Source organism: Heterorhizobium halophytocola, from assembly GCF_017873095.1.
GTDB classification, from domain to species: Bacteria; Pseudomonadota; Alphaproteobacteria; order Rhizobiales; family Rhizobiaceae; genus Allorhizobium; species Allorhizobium halophytocola.
This window is the reverse complement of sequence record NZ_JAGGJU010000004.1, coordinates 51,405-71,608: the sequence shown is the minus strand read 5'-3', so window position 1 is coordinate 71,608 and position 20,204 is coordinate 51,405. Positions and strand designations below refer to the sequence as shown.

Below are 20,204 nucleotides of genomic sequence, written 5' to 3'. Positions count from 1 at the left end.
TGTTCCAGATCCGCAGTTATCTAGGGTCCGACCCGGGGTTTGCCAGTGTCCCGACGGTGTGGCCCGACGGTGCGGCCGGCCGCCGTCAGCCGGTGGCGCGCGCCGAAGCCGGCAGGCCGAAAATCCGGTCGAAGGCCCAGTTGAACAGATAGGTATAGACGAGGAAGAAGGTCAGCAGTCCGAGATTGGTGACGAAGGCTTCCGTAATCGAAACCGACAGGATGAGGGCAACGATCGGGGTCAGCATGATCGCAAGCCCGCCCTCGAACAGCACGGCATGGACGATCCGTCGGGCGATCGTCCGCCCCTTGAGCGCATTGTTCGCCTCCCAGCGCTCGTAGAGGCTGGTAAACAGCAGGTTCCACCCGAGTGCCACCAGCGTTTCGATTGCCGCCACGGCGCCGGACAGCGTCCCGTCATGGCCGATGGCGGCCAGGATCAGCGTGTTGCAAACCAGCGCGATGCCCTCATAGGCCAGGGCATAGACGATGCGGCGGGTGATCGGCGACATGGGAGTTCTGGCCTTGGGACGCGCGGAGGATTGGCTCCTTTTAGGTGACCCCATGCGAAAGACAAGCCGATCTTGCCCGCCGGGGCGCTTATCGTCCTGCTCTGCAGGCTGGCGTCACTTAGCCGGCGATGCTGTTCCGTCCGTTCCGATCGCCTGAACCGGATCCGGTGTCCGCTCTCCACGGACCGCCCAGTAGAACAGTTGTAGCTTTCGGCTTTGCGGCTGGTTCGGGAAGGTGTCCTCATAGGCCTTGTCGAGGATGGAGGGATTGAAGACGACCTTCTGGTTCAATATCTCGAAGAAGCGGGCAACTAGCAGCTTGCGCTGCACCAGGCCAGCATCCCGCTGCGCAGGCGGGGACGAGCCATCCACGGTTGGTGCGGTTGCCGTACCGGCGCGACAGGCTAAGGTAGCCTCCGGCGAATTCTTGTCGCGGGTACCCATTGCGCGGCCGAAAATCGCGTAGCGGTCGTTTGTATAGGTGGTGAGACCGTTCTCGATGATGCAGCCTGGTATTGCCGCCACATGACTGCGGATAATCTCGACGTCACCAAGATAGTAGTGAAAGCTCTTGGTCACGCAAAAAGCGTAAGCGGCCGCTTGATGACTGGGGTAAAACCTTACCATCTCCTCACCGGGCTTGCAAGGCAGCGACATCCCGGTCTCCGTGGTTTGGCTATCCCTGCTTTTCTGAATATAGGCCATCAGTTTGTCTTTGTATTTCGGTAGTTCATTGGCGGTAATCAGCGCCTGTATGCCTTCCCTCGCTGCAGTCGTTTCGCCCACAAGGCCGATCAGCGCCGGGCTCTCCGAGCGAGTTCCTGTGCTGTTGCGTGCGGTTTCCTGCGCCTTGCCGCCTGTTTTGTTGGCTTTGGGATCCGGTGTGCCACAGGGGTTGCCGGGTGCAGGTACATTTTTCAGGCTCAGATAAGCGATGCCGGTCAGGAAAAGCGGTGGCGAAACCTGGGCCCAGCGATTTTCACTGGTCATCGTGGCGGGATCGCACAGGATGTCGAAATGCGTGCCAAGTTCGAGGAACCGTGCGGCCCCCGGTTCAGGTAGCCGAGGCCTGTCCGTTCGCTCATCGGGAGGCCCGGGTCTCTGCGATTCTATCTGTGCATACCTGTGGGTTTCGCTCAGATTGTAGATCTGGATATCTTCAAGCGTCAGCGGCGGCGATATCCCCGGATCGATCATCATCTCGGCCAGCACGGCGTCGCAAATCCTGATCATGTAGCCGCTATAGCCGCGGCGGCTGAGAGGACCGCGGGTGGCGTCGCTGTCTATGCTGACATCATTCAACCTTTTGTAGGCAAAGGGACGCGCATCGCTTCGAACACCAATTATCAATTTTGGTGTGTCGGCTCGGCCTGGGGTGTTGGGCGAGGCGCTAACGAGACTGAGAATAAGAGTGAGCAGGACGGCGGCTGCGCGTTTCACGACATTCGCCTCTTCTCTGCGGTATCTTTGTCGGGTGGCATGTCGTACTTGGGCCTTGCCTTTTCGCTCAATTCCAGCAGCCATCCAAAAAACACCAGAAACATGGCAGGCAAGGCGCTCAGGATCAACGCATCTCGTACGGACCGCGAAAACGGCGCCGATGAGGGAGAGTCGACGTCGAGTGGCAAAGTCAGATAGAGCGTACACCACTGGTAGACGGCATAGAGGATTCCGCAGCCAAGTGCGAAGCTGACGGTTCGGCGCCGAGTCCAACCGCTGTCCTTGTGCCGATCCATCAGCGTTAAAGCGGAGACGCCGAGGATAAGACCTGCTCCGAACTGCAGTGCAAATTGACCACCTGAAGCACGAAAGAGGTCAATAACTTGGTTGTTGGTGATATCGAAATTTGCAAACCACCAGATCTGGGCAATCTTTACGAGAGGTGCAAGAAAACAGGCCGAAAGGCCTGAGAGAATGGATGTCGTTAAGAAACGGAGAATGGGGAACTGGTAGAAGTTCCAATCTTCGGGCCAAGACTGTTCCTCCCGCCTTATGTCCCTGGCAATCATCACAAAAAGAACGCCGGACACGGTGATTGACAAGGTCAAAAGCTGATCCCAGATTGATTGCGCCAGCAACTCCGGGGACCTTTGTCGAAGCCATTGTTGTTCCGCCTCGCGCCGTAGACGAGCATCATTGATCCCTGATCCTCCGGTATTGCCGCTTGGCGAAGCTTGGGCACTCTCGGCTATGGGATGCCAAATTTCTTCGTAGACTTCGGGATGGTCCATTACATACCAGCGATCCCATTGTTGATAGAGTAGGAAGATGCTTAGAAAGGACAGGGCGCTGGCCATAATCAGGCCGAGCACGAATGAGTTTCGTTCGTCCTTTTCTGCAGTGAAGACTGCGTCGCGGATTGCCCGCACTGGGTTATTGTCGAGTTTGGGCTGGTCCCTTTTGTCCGGAGAGTAAAGTGCATAATTGTTGCGGACGAACAGGACGGCAAAGTAAGCCATCAGATTAGATTTCATTAGCATCGCTTCATTAATCAGTTCGGCGAGCCGTTCCTCCAGCAACGCGTCCTCTGGCGGTCGGAAATCACCTTCAGACTTCTCGACTTTGCGATCCAGATCAGAGATAGTTGACTTCAGCCTGTAATACTGGTCATCGAGCTTTTCGCTCAGCGAGCGCAACTGCTCAAGGTTGTAGAGTGGAAAGTAAAGGTTCCGGCTCACCGGATTGGTGACTTGGCGAAGGCAATCGACGGCTTGTAGCATCTCGGTGATCTGGGTTTTCTCGATCGACCATTTCACCGGTGTCGCGCCGCTAGGTGGCATGTCCTTCTTCGATCTACCTTTGCTATGTGCACTTTCATCGTTACTATTTAGCTGTCCAATTGCGCTGATCTTGGCTTTAAAAAGCCCTCCCAGCGGATTTGGATGGCGTTCCATCACCCGGGCATAGTCAACCTTGCGCTGCAGGTTCTCGATCACCCTATATATGCCACGCGGCACGCCTGCAAACCGATGAGCAATCGCGCGCATCGTGCTTTCAATCGGCCGCACCGCCCCAAGAGATAGTGATGAGACGATTAGCGCCGAAACGATAATCGGCTTGCTGTAATCGGTTGAGGCTCCTGAAATAACGCCTTCAATAAATGGATTATCAACGCCGATCTCCGCACCGGCAGCGCCAATTGTTTTAGTCGCGGTGCTCGCGTTAGATACGAGGGCGTAAACCTCGGCGGAGCTTAAAATAACTGCATAGGCAATAAGATAGAAGAAGGCGTACCAGATGAAACCGAAGAGGATCTCACCACTGGTACAGAGATTGCGCACCTCGACCCCTTTGAGGATCGGGTGCAGTTCGAAAGGATGACGGGCGCTGACCGAGTTGAAATTGCGGTATGCTTCTATTACGAGCGTCGCAGCGCCGGCCAAAATAAAGCCGACGTAGAGCAGGTCGTCCATTCGACCTTGAGGTCCGAACTAGCTCAGATGCAACTCTGAACTGCAGGATTGCAATAGCCCGCCGCCATCGCCGGCCCGGCCGTTCCCACAGCTAGCGCACTTACAAGCAGAGTTACAGAAGCAAAAGCGATACCCAGTTTCAACATCAGACCAGCTCCCCAGTTGTAATTCTATACACTATACTTTTTGAATGCCGAATGCAACCTTAGCAGTTATTTCTTTGAGATGCGCCTTTGGCGCGAAATAGATACCCGTACTTACCGTTTGAGACTGCCGAGGATACCGCGCACGATGGCGCGGCCGACGGAGGTGGCAACCGAGCGGGCGGCGCTCTTCATCGCGGCCTCGATCACCGTCTCGCGCTGATAGCCGGAGCGTCGGCTCGAAGAGCGGCCTGTGCGCGACGACGATTGCCGGTCGTCGTCGTCATCGCCGAAACCGGGCAGCGACCAGCGGCTGCCGGCGCTCTCTTGCCTCTCGCTGGCGCGGTCTTCCGCCTGTCTGGCTGCGGCTTCGTCGGCCTTGGCCTTTTCCGCGCGGGCGGCCAGGATCTCGAAGGCGCTCTCACGGTCGACTTCCTTGTCGTAGAGCCCACCGACCGGGCTTGCTCCCATCACCTGCCGGCGCGCCTCGTCGCTGATCGGGCCGACCTGCGCGGCCGGCGGGCGGATCAGCGTGCGCTCGACCATGGCCGGCACGCCCTTGGATTCCAGCGTCGAGACCAGCGCCTCGCCGATACCGAGGGTGGTGATCGCCTGTTCGCAGTCGAAGGCCGGGTTCGGGCGGAAGGTGTCGGCCGCCGTCTTCACCGCCTTCTGCTCACGCGGGGTATAGGCGCGCAGCGCATGCTGGATCCGGTTGCCGAGCTGGGCCAGCACGCTTTCGGGAACATCGAGCGGATTCTGGGTGACGAAATAGACGCCGACACCCTTGGAGCGGATCAGCCGCACGACCTGCTCGACCCGTTCCAGCAGCACCTTCGGCGCATCGTCGAACAGCAGATGCGCTTCGTCGAAGAAGAACACCAGCTTCGGCTTGTCCGGATCGCCGACTTCGGGCAGTTCCTCGAACAGCTCCGACAACAGCCAGAGCAGGAAGGTGGCATAGAGCCTCGGATTCATCATCAGCTTGTCGGCCGACAGCACCGAGATCACCCCGCGCCCGTCGATCGTCGTGCGCATCAGGTCGCTGATGGCGAGCGCCGGCTCGCCGAAGAAATCCTCGGCGCCCTGCTGCTCCAGCACCAGCAGTCCGCGCTGCAGCGAGCCGACCGAGGATTTCGAGATCAGGCCGAAACGGCTCGAAAGCGCCTTGGCGTTTTCCGCCATATAGTTCAGCAGCGACTGCAGGTCCTTCAGGTCGAGCAGCGCCAGGCCGCCTTCGTCGGCGATCTTGAAGGCGATATTGAGCACGCCCTCCTGCGCTTCCGAGGCATCCATCAGCCTGGCGAGCAGCAGCGGTCCCATCTCGGCAATGGTGGTGCGCACGCGGTGGCCATTCTCGCCGTAGAGGTCCCAGAAGATCACCGGGAAACGGTCGACCGCCCATTCGGTAAAGCCGATCTCCGCTGCCCGCGCCGTCATCCAGTCCTTGGCGACGCCCTGGGCCGCGATCCCCGACAGATCGCCCTTGATGTCGGAACAGAACACCGGAACGCCGGCCTTGGAAAAGCTCTCCGCCAGGCCCTGCAGGGTGACGGTCTTGCCGGTGCCGGTGGCGCCGGTGACGATGCCGTGGCGGTTGGCATATTTCAGGTCCAGATACTCTCCCTTGTTCAGGCTGTCGTCGGGATTGCGGCTGGTGCCGAGATAGATCTTGCCGTCCACGAGCATTCGTCGATTTCCTTCAAGCAGGGTGCGCGGACAGGCCGCAGATCGCCATGACGATCTTTTTATTGAAACATCACAAGGCTCTTATAAGGATAGCCGGACGAACCGACAATATCGGCTTGACCCGACCGGCATGTCGCTGGAGGGATAAGCTCCGGTCTTGTGGCCGGCGATCAAATCAATTACGTTGACGTTAACGTCAAAAACAATACGCGCCAGGAGGCTCCCCGAAATGAACGCACTTGCAACCCGTATCGCCGAGAATGTCGGACTGGAACCGGCAGTCGCCGAAAAGGCGCTCGGCATGATGCTCGGCTTTCTGCAACGCGAGGCCGATGACGGCGCGATTGCCCGGATGATCGAGGCCATCCCCGGCGCGCCGGAGCTTGTTGCCCAGTTCAACGGCGAAGGCCAGAGCAAGGGCGGCCTGATGGGCGGGCTGATGAGCGCGATCCGTGGCGGCGGCGTCATGGGTCTCGGCCAGCAGCTGATGGCCGAAGGCCTCGGCATGGGCGAGATCACCTCGCTGGCCAAGGAAACCATCGCGGCGGCCCGCGAATATGCCGGCGATGAAATCGTCGACGAAGTCGTCAATTCGGTTCCGGGCCTGTCGCAGTTCGTCTGAGCCGGATAAGGTCAGGTTTCTTTCGCGGAGAGGGGGAAAGCTCTGCGGAGACGGAAAAGCCGTCGGGGAAACCCGGCGGCTTTTTTGGTGTCTCGGCCACCCTCGCGAAATTGAAAACCGCGCCTGCGCAATCCCTTGCTGCACCGAATGCGCCTGATCGGACGATCCGGGCGAACCTGTCCGGCCGTAGCCCGCCATCGGAACGAGCCGGATGCGGCAAGGCCCCGGAGAGAACTTCGGGGCCCTGCTGTTCCTACACTATGATCTCTGCCGATCAGTCCGGCAAAGCATAGGCGATCACGTAGTCGCCACGGTCGGGCGACTGGCGCGCGCCGCCGGCCGAGATCAGGATGTACTGCTTGCCGGTCTCAGGCGAGACATAGGAGATCGGCGAACCCTGGCTGCCGACCGGCAGGCGGGCCTTCCAGACTTCCTTGCCGGTCGCGCCGTCGAAGGCGCGCAGGTAGTAGTCCTGGGTGGCGGCAAAGAACACCAGGCCGCCCTGGGTCGACAGCGAACCGCCGATGGTCGGCATGCCGATCGGCATCGGCAGGCCCATCTTGATGCCGTAAAGGACGGTGTCCTGAACGGTGCCGAGCGGAACCTGCCACTTGACCTTCTGGGTCTTCATGTCGATCGCGGTCATGGTGCCGAAAGGCGGCTTCTGGCAGGGAATGCCGAGCGGCGACAGGAAGCGGTCCTTCTTCACCGAATAGGGCGTGCCGCCGAGCGGCACCGCGCCCATGCCGGCATTGACCGATTCGCTGGCCGAGCCCTGGCCGCCGGCGCGGTCTTCCTTTTCCATATGCACCCACAGGCCAAGCCGCATGTCGTTGACATAGAGCGTCTGGTCGGTGTCGTCATAGGACATCGAGCCCCAGTTCAGGCCGCCGAGCGAGCCCGGGAAGCTGAGCGAATAGTCGACATCCGGCGTGGTGAACAGGCCGGTGTAGCGCATCTCCTTGAAGATGATCCGGCACGCCAGCTGGTCGAACGGGGTGGCGCCCCACATGTCCGCCTCGGTCAGCGTTTCCGCCCCGATCTGCGGCATGCCGACCGAAACCGGCTGGGTCGTCGAATATTGCTCGTCGGGGATGCTGGCCTTCTTCACCGGCTGCTCCACGACCTTGGTCAGCGGCTTGCCGGTCTCGCGGTCGAGGACGAAGATCTGGCCGACCTTGGTGCCGACCGTCAGCGCCGGTACCTTGGTGCCGTCGGCCTTGGTGAAGTCGAACAGTGTCGGCTGCATCGGCACGTCATAGTCCCAGAGGTCGTGGTGGACGGTCTGGTAGTGCCACTTTTCCTTGCCGGTGGTGGCATCGAGCGCCAGCACCGAGGCACCGTATTTCTCGTCCAGTTCGGTGCGCTTCACGCCCCACAGATCGATCGCGGCGCCGCCGACCGACATGAAGACGGTGTTGAGCATCGGATCATAGGACATCGGTGCCCAGACATTCGGGGTCGAGCGGACAAAGCTGGTCGCGGCCTGATCGGTCGGGTTGCCCGGATCGAAGGCCCAGCGCTGCTGGCCGGTGATCACGTCGAAGCCGCGCACCACGCCGCCCGGCATGTCGAGCTTGACATTGTCGGCAACGCGGCCGCCGACGACGACGGTGGTGCCGGCCATGGCCGGCGGCGAGGTCAGCTCATAGAGCGGCGAGGGGGCCGCGCCGAGACCCTTTTTCAGGTCCACCTTGCCGCCATCGCCGAAGCCCTGGCAGAATTCGCCGGTGTCGGCGTCGAGTGCGACCAGGACGGCATCGATGGTGTTCATCAGGATGCGGCGCTGGCAATTGGCGCCTTCGGCAACCGTGGCTGCCGGCACCGGCGTGCTGCCGGGTCCGGTGGGCTGGGCGACGGCGGCCGTGGCGTCGAAATAGGCCAGACCGCGGCAGCGCACCCAGGTCTTGTTGTCGGTTGGGAATTCGTGGCGCCACTCTTGCTTGCCGGTCGCGCTGTCGACCGCGATCACGGTGTTGTGCGGCGTGCACAGATAGACGCTTTTGCCGATCTGCAGCGGGGTTTCCTGGTCCTCCGCGCCGCCGCCATTCGGGCTGATCGGCGTGTCGCCGGTGCGGAAGGTCCAGGCGACCTTCAGGTCCTTGACGGTGTCGCGGGTGATCTGGTCGAGCGCGGCGAAGCGGTTGCCGCCATCGGTATTGCCCCAGGCTGCCCAGTTCTTTTGCGCCTTGGCCGGATCGACCGGCGTCAGCGGAGCCGGCGTGCCGGCAAAGGCGACCGTCGGATGCGGCTGGAACATGCCGTAGAAGCCGCCGGCCGCGCCGATCGCGCAGACCACCGCTGCGGCCAGCGACATGGCATAGCCCGCCCTGTTGCCGCGGCCACGGAAAAGAAGCGCGGTGGTGGCCATCACCACCGCAGCGCCGACCGCAAGCGCCAGCAGGCGCGACACCAGCGGCCAGAAATCAAGGCCGACTTCCCACAGCGACCAGAGGATGGTGGCGATGAAGATCAGGCCGAACAGCAGGCCGCCCGACAGGCGGGCGCGGATCAGCTGCACGGCAGAGGCGATGAGGAAGGCGCCGGCAATGAGGAAGTACCAGCTTCCGCCGAGGCTGACGAGCTTGCCGCCGCCGATCAGGAAGAAGAGGCCGGCCGCAAGCAGCACGATGCCGAGAAGGATGAGCCAGGACCGCATCAAGGCGGATGGCCGGTAGAGTGGGGTTTCCAAGGTGGTGACTCCGGACCTGTTGTTTCAGTCTTCATATTGTCCTTGGCCGGCGATCCCGCATCAGAACGCGCTATCGTCGGCCGGGTCTCCTCCCGGATGAATTAATTAGGATGTTTATAGTTGTGATGCCAGTTATTTCTTGATGACAATATGTTTCCGATTTTCATCCGGAGAGAAAGGCCGCACGGCGCCCGGCTTCGAAGCGCGGACCGGGCTTGTCGGCCAATGCTATCGACCCGCCCTGTGCGTCCGGACTCGCAGTCTCGGATGACGCTTCCGGCGCATCCCTCTCGGAAAGGCGTTTCGGCTGCGGGGAAAAGACCTGCGACGAAGCAGGAGACCTGAAGCGCCTGCGCACATCTGGAGGATCGCGACGGGGTGTCCCATCGGCGGAAGACGGAAGCCTGGCTGGCTGTCCGGCGTCGGCAAGAGCCGGCGCCACCATGTTCGGTCTGCGGATCGGCGGTGCTTTCAAGCTGCGCCGCGCGTCAGCCGTCTGTCAGTCCCAGTCCGGCGCCAGATGGGCGGGATTGATGATCCGGCCGTCGGGACGGGCAAGCGCGTTGATGGCGGCAACTTCCTCGCCGGAGAGGAGAAAATCCATGACGGCGAAGTTCTCCGCCAGCCGGCTTTCGGTCGCCGTCTTCGACAGTGCCGTAACGCCCGGTTGCTGGAGCGCCCAGCGCAGCGCCACCTGGGCGGCCGTCTTGCCGTAGCGCGCGCCGATATCCTGCAGCAGCGGTTCGCGCGGCACCTTGCCGTCTGCCATCACGTAATAGGCGGTCACCGCCATGCCGTAGCTGTTGGCCGCCTGCAGCACCACGTGCTGATCGAGATAGGGATGGTATTCGATCTGGTTGGTGACGATCGGCGCGCGCGACAGCTCGACCGCCTGGCCCATCAGCGCGGTCGAATAGTTCGACACGCCGATATGCTTGACCTTGCCCTGCTCGACCAGTCGGTTGAGGCACTGGATCTGCACCTCCAGCGGCACGTCGCTTTTCGGCCAATGCAGCAGCAGCAGGTCGACATGGTCGGTCTGCAGTTTCTTCAGGCTCTCCTCGACGGAGGGAATGAATTCATCCTCGGCGAAATTGTCGACCCAGACCTTGGTGGTGAGAAAGATCTCGTCGCGGCCAACACCGCTCTGCCTGATGGCGCTGCCGACGGCCTCTTCGTTTCGATAGGCCTGCGCGGTGTCGACATGGCGAAAACCGACCTTCAGCGCCAGCGGCAGGATATGGGCGACGTCGGGTTCCGACATACGGAAGGTGCCGAAACCAAGCGCCGGGATCTCGGCGCCGTGAGCGTTGACTGTGTCCATCTGGGGCTCCTTGAACGTCGTGATGGCATGGGGCGAAAGAGGTCCGGCTTTATCTGGACAGATCTGCTGCGCATTCAAGGGTAATTGGAATTCAAGCAAGATGGACTATTGCTAAGAAAAAAATTAATATGATTGCTGTGTTGTCTTTGATTTTCGTGTAGAGTTGCGGGGAATGGAAATGGCGAATGTCTTCAAGGAAACATCGGCGCCATTTGTGTTGGCCCTTGCTCTTGGAATTGTTGGGTGGTTGTTTAATTCGGCGCTCGATACGGCGAAGACGCTGCGCGTGCTTGATGTCAGCTACGAATTCGGCACGGATCAGGGGGTGCCGACGATCACCTATTGGATCTCGAATCTGTCTCTGGCGCAGGCCGTCAATGCCGGCGAGTTCGTCTTTAAATGCCCGGCAGCCGACAATTCCTCTGCCGGACCCGATGCTGCCGCCAGACCAGACGACTCGCCCAAGCCCAATGCCTCTGCCGGATCCGATGTCGCGGTTTCCGGCGGCGAAGCCACCGGGTGTCTGCGGCGCCTGCCCAGTGCCGGCGCCGCGGCCCAGTATCTGGTTGGCGGCAATATTGGGTTGCCGGTCTCGCCGGGCGTTGCCCCCTCCCGCGACGGAATCCACGCGGCGGCACGCGTGCCGCCGCGTGGCAATGTGGGGTTCACAATGGGGCTCGACCAGGCTGAGACCAGACTGCAATTCGTCTATCTTCTGGATCAGGCGGACATTTCCGGAGATCGCTCCCGGTTGCAGACGCTGGTACTGGGTAAGGGAACCGATCGAAAGATCGGTTATCTCGACCGGGTCACCGTCTTTGTGATCAGCAATTACCTGAGTTTGGTCACGCTGGCGCTGGCGGCCTTCTCGCTCTGCGTCCTGATCTACCTGCTTGTGCAGTTCCTGGCCGTGATTTGGCCGAAGCGGCGTGCGGCCGCGCCCTCTAAGGCCCGTTTCATCGTGAAGCTGAGGGGGGAGACCCATGTGCTCGAAGTGGAAGAGATCTAACCGGCTGTGGCGGATGCGGTCGTTGCTGGCGATGCTAGCACCCGCCGTGCTGGCGGGTCCGGTACCGGCCCTTGCCGATTGGGTGCTGATCCGGACGGTCGCGACCAACGGCTCCGTCGTCTATAGCCGCTTGGATATGAGTGTCGATACGGGCGACTGGAAGACGGTGGAGGGAGAGCGGACCGGCAACGCCGTCAAGGTCTATGTGTCATCCTGCGACGGTAAGATCCGATTCAGGGCCTTCGAGCGGGACGAATTCGGTTTTTTTACCCGTCAGTCGCCGCAGGGCATCAAATACTGTCAGGCGGAAGTCGTGTTCGACGATTATGTGCCGACGAAGCTGGCAACAGTGCTGGAGCCGGGCCGGCTGGTGAACCGCACTCTGTGGATCGCAGCCTTCGGCGACCGTGTGAGCGGGCAGCATTATGCCGCGGCCCTCGATGACGCCCTGGCGGAAAAGAAGTTCGGCTTTGTCGCGATTGCCGCGAGCGAATTGGCGGCAAGTCTTAGAAAGGCGGGTCAGAGCGAGTCTGCCAAGCCGTTTGCGGCCCTATCGGTGCAGGCGACGATCGCCGGTGTCCTCGACCAGCAGAAGGCGGATCCGAGTCAATTGCCGATCCTAACGGGCAACGAGGTGGGAGACCTGGTGATGACGCCACAGGCGAAGTCCGTACTGGAGACCTATCAGCAACAGGCGCTCGGCCTGTCAAAGGGCGCCGGTGAAATCGGCAAGACCGGCTGGAAGACTATGCGCAGCCTGCCCGGAGGCGATGAGGTCGATGCCAGTGCGTGGAACCTGCCGACGGAAGCACTTGTCGATTTTAAACCGGGACTCCTCGCCGTCATGGACGAGCGTCCCCATACCTGAGCGGATTCGTTATCCTTTTTGCAGGCTTCGGCAGTGCCGCTCGGCGCCGCCGAAGTCTGCGCTCAGCCTACCAGCGGTTATAGGGCAGGAACTTGCCGCTCATCCGGATCTCGATGCGGTCGCCCTTCTCATAGGGCACCTTCTCGACCGACATGTCGAAATCGATGGCGCTCATGATGCCGTCGCCACCCTTTTCCTGGATCAGTTCCTTTAGCGTCTGGCCGTAGACGCCGATGATCTCGTAGAAGCGATAGATCAGCGGGTCGGTCGGAACGGCCTGCGAAAACACCTTGGTCGGGTATTCGGCGAGAACCACCGCGGCCTCCTGCGGCAGGCCGAGCGTGGTGACCAGCAGGTCGGCCTTGTCGCGCGGCAGCGAATTCATGCCAAGGCATGCCGAGGTGGTGAACACGTCCGACAGGCCGATGGCATGCGAAATCTCGGCCCAGGTCATGCCGGTGGCGCGCTTGCGCTCCATGATCATCTCGGTGACGTCCAGTTTGTTCATGCAATCGTCCTCTCTTTTGCGATCGTCGTTTCTATCGGATGGAATTCGCCGGCCCGGCCGTGACTTGCAAACAGCAGCGCGACAGCGGTGAAAAACAGCAGCAGGCAAAGCCCCTGCCAGAACCGCAGCGGATTGCGCTCGATCAGCGCCAGTCTGCGGGGTCGGGCGAAGGCCGGGTTCGGATGGGAGAGATCGTGGATGAATTCGCTGATCGCCTGGTAGCGGCGGGCCGGCTCGGGATGCACGGCCTTTTCCAGCGCGCAGTCGACCCAGTCGGGGACGGCCGGATTGCGCGGCCCTGCCGGCCGGTAGCGCAGCCGGGTGAGATCGCGCGGGCTGCGGATGCGCGCGGCATCGGCCCCGTAGGGCAGGTGGCCGGTGAGCATCTGGTAGGTGATCACGCCGAGCGAAAACAGGTCGGACTGCTCGGATCCCGGATGGCCGAGCAGGCATTCGGGCGCCGTGTATTGCAGCGTGCCGGGGATCGGCTCGTCGCGTGCGGCCGTGACCGCTTCGTCGACGCCGGCCACCTGCACCGAGCCGAAGTCCAGGATCTTCACCGTGCCGGTGCGGTCGATCAGCAGATTGGCGGGCCGGATGTCCTGGTGCAGCATTTCCATCCGGTGGAAGGCCCGCAGCCCACGCGCGATCTGGCCCGCGATATCGCGAACCGGGCCGAGCGCCATCTGCCCCCTGTCGGCCATTCGCGCCTCCAGCGTCTCGCCCTCGATGAATTCCTGGGCGACAAACAGACACTGCCGGGGCGCCTCGCGGGCATAGGCTCTGGCCACATGGGCGCTGTTGATCCGCCTGGCAATCCATTCCTCCATGGCGAACCGGCGCAGATAGTCTGGGTCGTCGCGCATGTCGATCGATGGCAGCTTCAGCACGGCCAGCGCGCCGGTCTCCATGTCTTCGGCGAGAAACACGTGGCTGCGGCTCGACGACGACAGGGTGCGGCAGATGCGGAAGCCCTCGAATTGGACGCCCGGCTGCGGGATCGCCGGCAACGGCAGGCCGGAGGCGCTGCCCATATAGTCATCGGCCTCGGGATCGGGCAGGGCGTTGATCCGGACGATCTGCACCGTCACATTGTCGTTGCTGCCGTTTTCCAACGCCTTTTCCGCGATCAGCCGGGCTGCGAGATCGAGATCGCCGCAATTGCGCCCGATCGTGGCGGCCATGGTCGCCGGATCGACTGCGTCATGCACCCCGTCGGTGGTCATCACGAAGATGTCGCCGCGCGCAACGGCCAGGCTGCGATGGTCGATCTCGACATGGCTCTCGACGCCGAGCGCCCGGCCGAGATAGGCCTGTGCCGAGGACAGGCGGACGGTGTGGTCCTGCGTCAATTGCTCGAGCGAGCGGCCGGCCAGGCGATGGATCCGGCTGTCGCCGACATGGAAGAGATGCGCGGTGCGCGCCTTCAGGACGAGGGCCGAGAGCGTCGTGACATAGCCACGGTCGCGATCATAGGCGCCTGCGCTGCGGCGTGTCTCGGCCGCAAGCCAAGCATTGGCGGCGGAGATCACCCGTTCCGCCGCCGTCTTCACCGGCCAGCTGTCTGCGGTGCAGTAATAGTCGCTCAGGAAGGATTTGACCGCTGTCTCGGCGGCCACATGCCCGACATCGCTGGTCGATATCCCGTCGGCAACCGCCAGCGCAATGCCCTTCAGCGCCAGCGCGGAGCCATCCGGCACCAGCGCGCCAAGGAAATCCTGGTTCCCGGCCTTGCGGCCCTTGTCCGAATACTGGCCGATGGTGACGGAAAGGCTGGAGGGCATCTGTCCCCGCATCTGGTGTATCGCATTGTCCTGTCCGGGCGAGGGGAGGGCGGATTCCGGAAATTCGTGTCTCGAAATGGCTGGCCGCAATATCGCGACCGTTCCTGCTGCCGGGTCCCCCCCTCTGTCCTGCCGGACTGTTGGCTCGAGCCACGTGTCTCGACCCGTCCTTCGGACCCCGCCTCAAGGGGGGGCGATCACTTGGCGGCCACGAAAAGCCCCACTGTTGGCATCGAACCTGTAGCTGCCAAGGTAGAGATTGGCGCGGATGCAATCGGTTGTGCCCAGCTGATCTCCCCCCTTGAGGGGGAGATGCCCGGCAGGCAGAGGGGGGTAATGCCGACGACGGAGGTCTCGGCAAACCGCCCGACTACTCCGCCGCCACCAGTGTCGGCTTGGCGGCCTCTGCCTTGCGCTTGGCGCCGGTGCGCACATGGGTGGAGTAGAGCGTCAGGCCGACAAAGGCGAGGCCGCCGACAAGGTTGCCGAGCACGGTCGGGATCTCGTTCCACAGCAGATAGTCGCCGATCGAAAAATTGCCTTCCAGCATCAGGCCCGACGGAAACAGGAACATGTTCACCACCGAGTGCTCGAAGCCCATGTAGAAGAACAGCATGATCGGCATCCACATGCCGATGACCTTGCCCGACAGCGAGGTCGACATCATCGCGGCGACGACGCCGGTCGACACCATCCAGTTGCAGAGCACGCCGCGCACGAACAGCGTCAGCATGCCGCCGGCGCCATGCGCCGCGTAGCCCACCGTACGTCCCTCGCCGATATGGCCGATCGCCTTGCCCACCGCATTCGGCTCGGTGGTGAAGGCAAAGGTGAAGGTGATCGCCATCATCACGGCCACCGTCAGGGCGCCGGCGAAATTGCCGAGGAACACCAGGCCCCAGTTGCGCAGCACGCCGCCGATGGTGACGCCGGGGCGCTTGTCGATCAGGGCGAGCGGCGCCAGCGTGAAGACGCCGGTCAGAAGGTCGAAGCCCATCAGGTAGAGCAGGCAGAAGCCGACAGGGAAGAGCACGGCGCCGGCCAGCGGCTGGCCCGTCTGGACATTGATGGTGACGGCGAAGGCGGCGGCCAGCGCCAGGATGGCACCTGCCATGAAGGCGCGGATGAGCGTGTCGCGCGTCGACATGAAGATCTTGGATTCGCCGGCATCGATCATCTTCGTGACGAATTCGGTAGGAGCGAGATAGGCCATTGCAGTTCCCCTTGAAATGGTCCGGGTCGATCATGGAACGCCCGCGACATGCGGGCGAGGTGGTCCCTCTTGTCAGATGTTTCCCTGTTGTCGTCTCCGGTCCGGCGTGGCCCTTGGTCCGTCAGGGGGCCGCCGCAGGCCGGAGATCTTGTTCTGGTGTCAGCCGGACACACGAAAAAACGCTGCGCGAAAGCGAACAGGCTTCGATTGGAAGCACTCGCATTCACACAGCGTCGTTGCTGCAGACTGACATGTCTTTGAGTGTACCCGCGCCGTTGCGGGCCATGTTACCGGCAGGTCATTCCGGGCGTCTGGACGCCGGATCCCCTGCTTATCCGGGATAAGAGATAATCCAGAAACAGAAAGTGCACAAGATTTAATTTTTACTGAAATGTGCCTATTATTTATTCAGCCTTCGCGCGGATATCGCCCAGCCAGACCGGCGCCCGGTTACAGGCGGGCCAGAAGTTCGGCCTTTTTCGCTTGATATTCGTCATCCGTCAGAATGCCGCGGCCATGCAGCGCCGCCAGCTTCTCGATCTTGGCGAAGATGTCGTCCTCGACAGTCGCCGGCGCCGCGTTACCGGTGTTTTCCGCCATCCGCGGAGCGGGTGCCTGAGCTTGCAGCCCCGGATCCGGGGCCTGCATGTCGGGCGCGGTAGCTGCCGGCGGCGGTTCCGCCGCGTCCGCCACGGCCGGGCCCACGACCGGCAGTTCGCCGACGCGCACAAGGCCGTATTGCGAGGTGAAGGTCAGCGACTGGTCGCCGCTCTGCTGCTGCGAAAAGCCGGAGATACGGTGGTCACCGGTATCATAGACGGTGATCTTGCCGCCCAGATCGATCGCCAGCCGGCGCGTGTCGGGAAACACCGCATAGCGCAGATCGTTCTGCGCCCCGGTCGATGCGGCATGGCCGAGTTCCGCCGGCCAGCCGCCATTCTGCTGGAAGCTGCCGGGGACGAACAGGCTGGCACCGCCGCCGGAGGTCGATCCGCCTTGAAAGGCGCCCCCGGCATATCCCTGGCCCTGAGACTGGCCGCCAGGATAGGAGCCGCCCTGGCTCTGGCTGCTGTAGCCGCCGCCGCTCTGGCTTTGCGACTGGTGGCTGCCGGGGCTGGCGGCCAGCAGGTCGCCATTGCGCGCAAGGCTCGAAAGCTCGCTGCACAGCGCGTCCACTCTGGCCTTCAGCCCATTGTTGAACATGTCGCCGACCATGGTCATGCCGCCCAGCGACCACTGGCCCATGCCGCCGAGATCGGGATGGTTGAACTGCGCCTGGTTGCCGTGCCCGGCCATCACCGCCAGCAACATATGCTCGGCCGCTTCCAGGCTGACGGCGTGGCGGGCGGCGATCTCGCCGATGGTCTTGCGGCCCTGTTCGCTGAGTGCGGTCATCGGCATGGTCCCTTTTCGGGGTTGCGGGGAGGCTATCGAGGCTCTGTCTCTGCCGACACCTAGCATGGGCGCCCACGCCATGACAGGCCGCATTCCGGTGCCGGCCCCAACGCCGCGAGAATGCCGGCCCCGATGGTCGCGAGAATGCCGTTCCTGTCGCGTGCGAAAGAGCCGGCGCGCTGCTTGATCCGTCTTCCGTCTCGCGCCATCCTGGGCGGCACACCACCCATGAGGAGAATGTGGAGATGACGGACAGCAGGCGGCCTGATTGCATTGCCCACTGGCGCGACGTCGAGGGCCCGGATGACAGCCGTTACAAGGGCGACGACGAGCGCCTGTCGATCGGGGCGCCGCTCGCCCGGCATTTCGGGCTCACCCGGCTCGGCATCCACCACGAGCGTCTGCCGCCCGGCCGGCGCACCTCCTATCCGCATGCCGAAAGCGCCGAGGAGGAATTCGTCTATGTGCTCGCCGGCACGCCGATGTCTGGCTCGACGGCGCGCTGCACCGGCTGCAGCCCGGCGACGCCGTCGGCTTTCCCGCCGGCACGGGGATCTGCCACACCTTCATCAACAATTCAAACAGCGATGCCGAGCTTCTGGTGGTGGGCGAAACGCCACGCCACGACAACCGGATCTTCTACCCGCGCAATCCCGAGCAGCGCCCGCGTCGCAGGGACTGGTGGGACGATTGGCCGGGGCGGACACTCGGCGACCATGACGGCTTGCCGGACAAGGTGCGGGCGCAACGGGCGGCGAAGGATTGATGGGGGCGTGGGCGTGGGAGCCGGGGAGATGACGGGGCGGCTTCCTGGCCTGGGACGGGGTAGGGTTGAATGCTCAGCTGCCGGACGGCTAACGATCGCAAGGCTGTAGGACCACACTCCCTCGGCATGCCGGCTGCGTCTTTTTCAAGGCACCGCCCGGCAGGGCAGAGGGGGTGCCGCCGGGCAAGAAGGCCGGCCTCTTGGTACTAGCGCAGAAGCGAATGCAAAGCCTCCAGGAACGCGTGTCTCCCAATCCGAGCCGCCGATCCCTGGAGCCTTCATGTCTGCCGGATGGCAATGCCCGCTTCGATGGCCGCCTCGAGGAAGGCTTTGCGCGCCTCCTCGTCCTTGCGCTTGCCGCGCACCACGTCGGCACAGATCAGCAGGGCCTTGTCGAGCACCTCTCCGTCTTCCATCGGCCAGTCCTCGATCATCGCCCAGGACGCCGCCTCGGTGCTGTCGATGGTCACGTCCTCGCCGTTTTCGCCAAGGGCGAGGACGATCGGTTTGGGCCAGAGGGTCGGCATGATCTTGGTCTTTCGTGGAACGGTTCGGCGCACGGTATCCGCCGCCTTCGGCGCCCTCTCTACAAGTTTCAGCGCTTGATCGCCACCACGAACAGCCGTGGAAATTTCAACAGCCGGCGTCCGTCGGCCATCGGCGGATAGGCCGCGTCGATCCGGGCGGTATAGTCTGAGATATAAGCGTCCTGATGATCCGCGCCGGCGGCCGCCAGATAGGGGCGAAGGCCCGTGCCCTTGACCCATTCGACGATCGCTTGCGCCGAGGGCATCGGATGATTGTAGATCGTGTGCCAGACATCGACGCGAACCGCCAGCGGCCCCAGCGCATCGAAATAGACGGATGGCGGCGGCAGATGGGCGCGGCGCACCCGGCCATCGGCAAAGGCGCCCGACCAGGGCCCGGCGGCACCGGCTTCCTCCATGGCGATATGGCTGGGTTCGCCGAGATTGTCGGGCATCTGCACGGCCAGCACGCCGCCGGGCCTGAGGCTCTGCATCAGCCGACAGAGCACCGCGACATGGTCCGGGACCCACTGGAACACGGCATTGGCATAGAGCAGATCGGCCGGTTCGGGCGGTGCCCAGCCCTCCAGATCCGCCTTGTCGAAGCGGGTGAGGGGTAGCCGCTTGCGCGCCTTTTCCAGCATGTCGTCGTCGCTGTCGAGCCCGTGGACGCCTGTAACGCCGAAACGCTCGACCAGCAATTCGGTCGAATTGCCCGGCCCGCAGCCGAGATCCCAGGCATTGCGGACGTCCTCCAGCGGCACCTGCGCCAGCAGGTCACGGGCAGGCCGCGTGCGTTCATCCTCGAATTTCAGATATTGCTCGGCCGACCAGGTCATTGGGGTTTCCTTTGAGTGCGGTTTGCTACTGCGGTGTGTTGTGCGGCATGCGATGTTGCGTGCGGCGGCGGTGCCCCAAGCGCCGCATAGCCGTCCACAACCTCGCCCCTACAGACTCTCCAGCGACGGCAGGATCAGGTCCGGTGGCAGGTCGGTGTATTCGTCGGGCAGGCCGGCGCGGTTGAGCCAGACGGTGCGGAAGCCGAAGGCGTGGGCGCCGGCGACATCCCAGCGGTTGGACGACTGGAACGACACGGCCTGCGGATAGAGCCGGTACTGCGTGGCGACCAGGTCATAGACCGGCGGTGCGGTCTTGAAGGTTTTCAGTGGTTCGACCGAAAACACGTCGTCGATCACCTCGTCGAGCGCGGCATTCTTCACCGCGGCGGCCAGCATGTCGGGCGAGCCGTTCGACAGGATCGCCACCTTGGAACCCTGGCTTTTCAGCCGGCGCAGCACGGCCGGCACCTCGGGATAGCAGTCGAGCGTCCAGTAGGCCGACAGCAGGTCGTCGCGAAGCCTGCGATCGGCGCTCGGGATATGGGTGAAGCAATAGTCGAGCGCTTCCTCGGTCAGCGTCCAGAAGTCACGGTAGCGCCCCATCAGCGCCCGCACCCAGGAATATTCGAGCTGTTTTGCCCGCCACATTTCCGAGAAGCGCAGATGATCGGGGCCGACCCTGTCGGCATGGCGGCGCACCGCGGCATGCACGTCGAACAGCGTCCCGTAGGCATCGAAGACATAGGCCGAAAATTGCATGGTTCTCCTCCTGTGGCGCTGGGCGGCTGCCGGCTTTCCGATTGCGACAATGCCCTATCCCCGGGGCGCCTGCATAGCGCGGCGCGATCATTTTTTGTGATAGGTTCATTCGTCAAGATTTTGATTTGGCGAAAAAATATCG

Annotated in this window: 16 protein-coding genes and 1 pseudogene; 4 read left to right on the top strand and 13 right to left on the bottom strand. The window is 62.7% G+C overall.

Going from position 1 to position 20,204, the window contains the following annotated elements:
* Positions 1-85: 85 nt before the first annotated feature.
* The 4 genes from J2Z17_RS08175 to J2Z17_RS08160 all read right to left on the bottom strand — a co-directional run bounded on the left by J2Z17_RS08175 (position 86) and on the right by J2Z17_RS08160 (position 5,756).
* The gene (locus tag J2Z17_RS08175; protein WP_209943840.1) at positions 86-511 is read right to left on the bottom strand and encodes a PACE efflux transporter; all 426 of its coding nucleotides are present in this window, start codon (positions 509-511) and stop codon (positions 86-88) included.
* Positions 512-625: 114 nt separating this feature from the next.
* Positions 626-1,951 carry a type 2 periplasmic-binding domain-containing protein gene (locus tag J2Z17_RS08170; protein WP_209943839.1) on the bottom strand — a complete coding sequence of 442 codons (1,326 nt, stop codon included), beginning with the start codon at positions 1,949-1,951 and terminating at the stop codon, positions 626-628.
* Complete coding sequence (locus J2Z17_RS08165; protein ID WP_209943838.1) at positions 1,948-3,924, bottom strand: hypothetical protein; 1,977 nt, start codon at positions 3,922-3,924, stop codon at positions 1,948-1,950. Before J2Z17_RS08165 ends, J2Z17_RS08170 begins: the two co-directional genes overlap by 4 nt.
* Before the next feature lie 257 nt (positions 3,925-4,181).
* The gene (locus J2Z17_RS08160; protein ID WP_209943837.1) at positions 4,182-5,756 is read right to left on the bottom strand and encodes a helicase HerA-like C-terminal domain-containing protein; all 1,575 of its coding nucleotides are present in this window, start codon (positions 5,754-5,756) and stop codon (positions 4,182-4,184) included.
* 229 nt (positions 5,757-5,985) lie between these two features.
* Here J2Z17_RS08160 and J2Z17_RS08155 point away from each other — a divergent pair, with 229 nt between their 5' ends.
* Positions 5,986-6,378, top strand: coding sequence for a hypothetical protein (locus J2Z17_RS08155; protein ID WP_209943836.1), 393 nt, complete (start codon positions 5,986-5,988; stop codon positions 6,376-6,378).
* Between the two features lie 274 nt (positions 6,379-6,652).
* On the opposite strand, the gene J2Z17_RS08150 is transcribed toward J2Z17_RS08155, so the two are convergent.
* Together J2Z17_RS08150 and J2Z17_RS08145 are read right to left on the bottom strand one after the other, a co-directional pair.
* Entirely contained in the window at positions 6,653-9,070 is a 2,418-nt protein-coding gene (locus J2Z17_RS08150; protein WP_377300061.1) for a membrane-bound PQQ-dependent dehydrogenase, glucose/quinate/shikimate family, read from the bottom strand.
* Positions 9,071-9,569: 499 nt separating this feature from the next.
* On the bottom strand, positions 9,570-10,394 hold the full coding sequence (locus tag J2Z17_RS08145; protein WP_209943835.1) for an aldo/keto reductase: 825 nt from the start codon (positions 10,392-10,394) through the stop codon (positions 9,570-9,572).
* 178 nt (positions 10,395-10,572) lie between these two features.
* Here J2Z17_RS08145 and J2Z17_RS08140 point away from each other — a divergent pair, with 178 nt between their 5' ends.
* Together J2Z17_RS08140 and J2Z17_RS08135 are read left to right on the top strand one after the other, a co-directional pair.
* On the top strand, positions 10,573-11,403 hold the full coding sequence (locus J2Z17_RS08140) for a hypothetical protein (protein ID WP_209943834.1): 831 nt from the start codon (positions 10,573-10,575) through the stop codon (positions 11,401-11,403).
* A 22-nt stretch (positions 11,404-11,425) separates the two neighbouring features.
* On the top strand, positions 11,426-12,271 hold the full coding sequence (locus J2Z17_RS08135; protein WP_209943833.1) for a hypothetical protein: 846 nt from the start codon (positions 11,426-11,428) through the stop codon (positions 12,269-12,271).
* Between the two features lie 67 nt (positions 12,272-12,338).
* On the opposite strand, the gene cynS is transcribed toward J2Z17_RS08135, so the two are convergent.
* From cynS to J2Z17_RS08115, 4 genes are all read right to left on the bottom strand, one after another.
* On the bottom strand, positions 12,339-12,779 hold the full coding sequence (cynS, locus tag J2Z17_RS08130; protein ID WP_209943832.1) for a cyanase: 441 nt from the start codon (positions 12,777-12,779) through the stop codon (positions 12,339-12,341).
* A complete protein-coding gene (locus J2Z17_RS08125) occupies positions 12,776-14,563 on the bottom strand; it encodes a bifunctional protein-serine/threonine kinase/phosphatase (protein ID WP_209943831.1) in 1,788 nt (595 codons plus the stop codon). The genes cynS and J2Z17_RS08125 overlap by 4 nt, the downstream gene beginning before the upstream one ends.
* 370 nt (positions 14,564-14,933) lie before the next feature.
* Entirely contained in the window at positions 14,934-15,776 is an 843-nt protein-coding gene (locus tag J2Z17_RS08120) for a formate/nitrite transporter family protein (protein ID WP_209943830.1), read from the bottom strand.
* Positions 15,777-16,226: 450 nt separating this feature from the next.
* The gene (locus J2Z17_RS08115) at positions 16,227-17,171 is read right to left on the bottom strand and encodes an SHOCT domain-containing protein (protein ID WP_209943829.1); all 945 of its coding nucleotides are present in this window, start codon (positions 17,169-17,171) and stop codon (positions 16,227-16,229) included.
* A gap of 245 nt (positions 17,172-17,416) precedes the next feature.
* Here J2Z17_RS08115 and J2Z17_RS08110 point away from each other — a divergent pair.
* Positions 17,417-17,937, top strand: a pseudogene (locus J2Z17_RS08110) (cupin domain-containing protein).
* Between the two features lie 278 nt (positions 17,938-18,215).
* Here J2Z17_RS08110 and J2Z17_RS08105 read toward each other — a convergent pair.
* From J2Z17_RS08105 to J2Z17_RS08095, 3 genes are all read right to left on the bottom strand, one after another.
* Positions 18,216-18,464, bottom strand: a complete 249-nt coding sequence (locus tag J2Z17_RS08105; protein ID WP_209943828.1) for a DUF982 domain-containing protein — start codon at positions 18,462-18,464, stop codon at positions 18,216-18,218.
* Between the two features lie 68 nt (positions 18,465-18,532).
* Positions 18,533-19,303: a trans-aconitate 2-methyltransferase gene (tam, locus tag J2Z17_RS08100; RefSeq protein WP_209943827.1), complete on the bottom strand. Its 771-nt coding sequence runs from the start codon at positions 19,301-19,303 to the stop codon at positions 18,533-18,535.
* Positions 19,304-19,411: 108 nt separating this feature from the next.
* The gene (locus J2Z17_RS08095) at positions 19,412-20,062 is read right to left on the bottom strand and encodes a haloacid dehalogenase type II (RefSeq protein ID WP_209943826.1); all 651 of its coding nucleotides are present in this window, start codon (positions 20,060-20,062) and stop codon (positions 19,412-19,414) included.
* Positions 20,063-20,204 lie beyond the last annotated feature (142 nt).

Excerpts from the sequence above, each read along its gene's own strand:
- J2Z17_RS08175 (WP_209943840.1), bottom strand. The coding sequence starts at position 511 with ATGTCGCCGATCACCCGCCGCATCGTCTATGCCCTGGCCTATGAGGGC.
- J2Z17_RS08165 (WP_209943838.1), bottom strand. The coding sequence starts at position 3,924 with ATGGACGACCTGCTCTACGTCGGCTTTATTTTGGCCGGCGCTGCGACG.
- J2Z17_RS08160 (WP_209943837.1), bottom strand. The coding sequence starts at position 5,756 with ATGCTCGTGGACGGCAAGATCTATCTCGGCACCAGCCGCAATCCCGAC.
- J2Z17_RS08155 (WP_209943836.1), top strand. The coding sequence starts at position 5,986 with ATGAACGCACTTGCAACCCGTATCGCCGAGAATGTCGGACTGGAACCG.
- J2Z17_RS08145 (WP_209943835.1), bottom strand. The coding sequence starts at position 10,394 with ATGGACACAGTCAACGCTCACGGCGCCGAGATCCCGGCGCTTGGTTTC.
- J2Z17_RS08140 (WP_209943834.1), top strand. The coding sequence starts at position 10,573 with ATGGCGAATGTCTTCAAGGAAACATCGGCGCCATTTGTGTTGGCCCTT.
- cynS (WP_209943832.1), bottom strand. The coding sequence starts at position 12,779 with ATGAACAAACTGGACGTCACCGAGATGATCATGGAGCGCAAGCGCGCC.
- J2Z17_RS08125 (WP_209943831.1), bottom strand. The coding sequence starts at position 14,563 with ATGCCCTCCAGCCTTTCCGTCACCATCGGCCAGTATTCGGACAAGGGC.
- J2Z17_RS08120 (WP_209943830.1), bottom strand. The coding sequence starts at position 15,776 with ATGGCCTATCTCGCTCCTACCGAATTCGTCACGAAGATGATCGATGCC.
- J2Z17_RS08115 (WP_209943829.1), bottom strand. The coding sequence starts at position 17,171 with ATGACCGCACTCAGCGAACAGGGCCGCAAGACCATCGGCGAGATCGCC.
- J2Z17_RS08105 (WP_209943828.1), bottom strand. The coding sequence starts at position 18,464 with ATGCCGACCCTCTGGCCCAAACCGATCGTCCTCGCCCTTGGCGAAAAC.
- tam (WP_209943827.1), bottom strand. The coding sequence starts at position 19,303 with ATGACCTGGTCGGCCGAGCAATATCTGAAATTCGAGGATGAACGCACG.
- J2Z17_RS08095 (WP_209943826.1), bottom strand. The coding sequence starts at position 20,062 with ATGCAATTTTCGGCCTATGTCTTCGATGCCTACGGGACGCTGTTCGAC.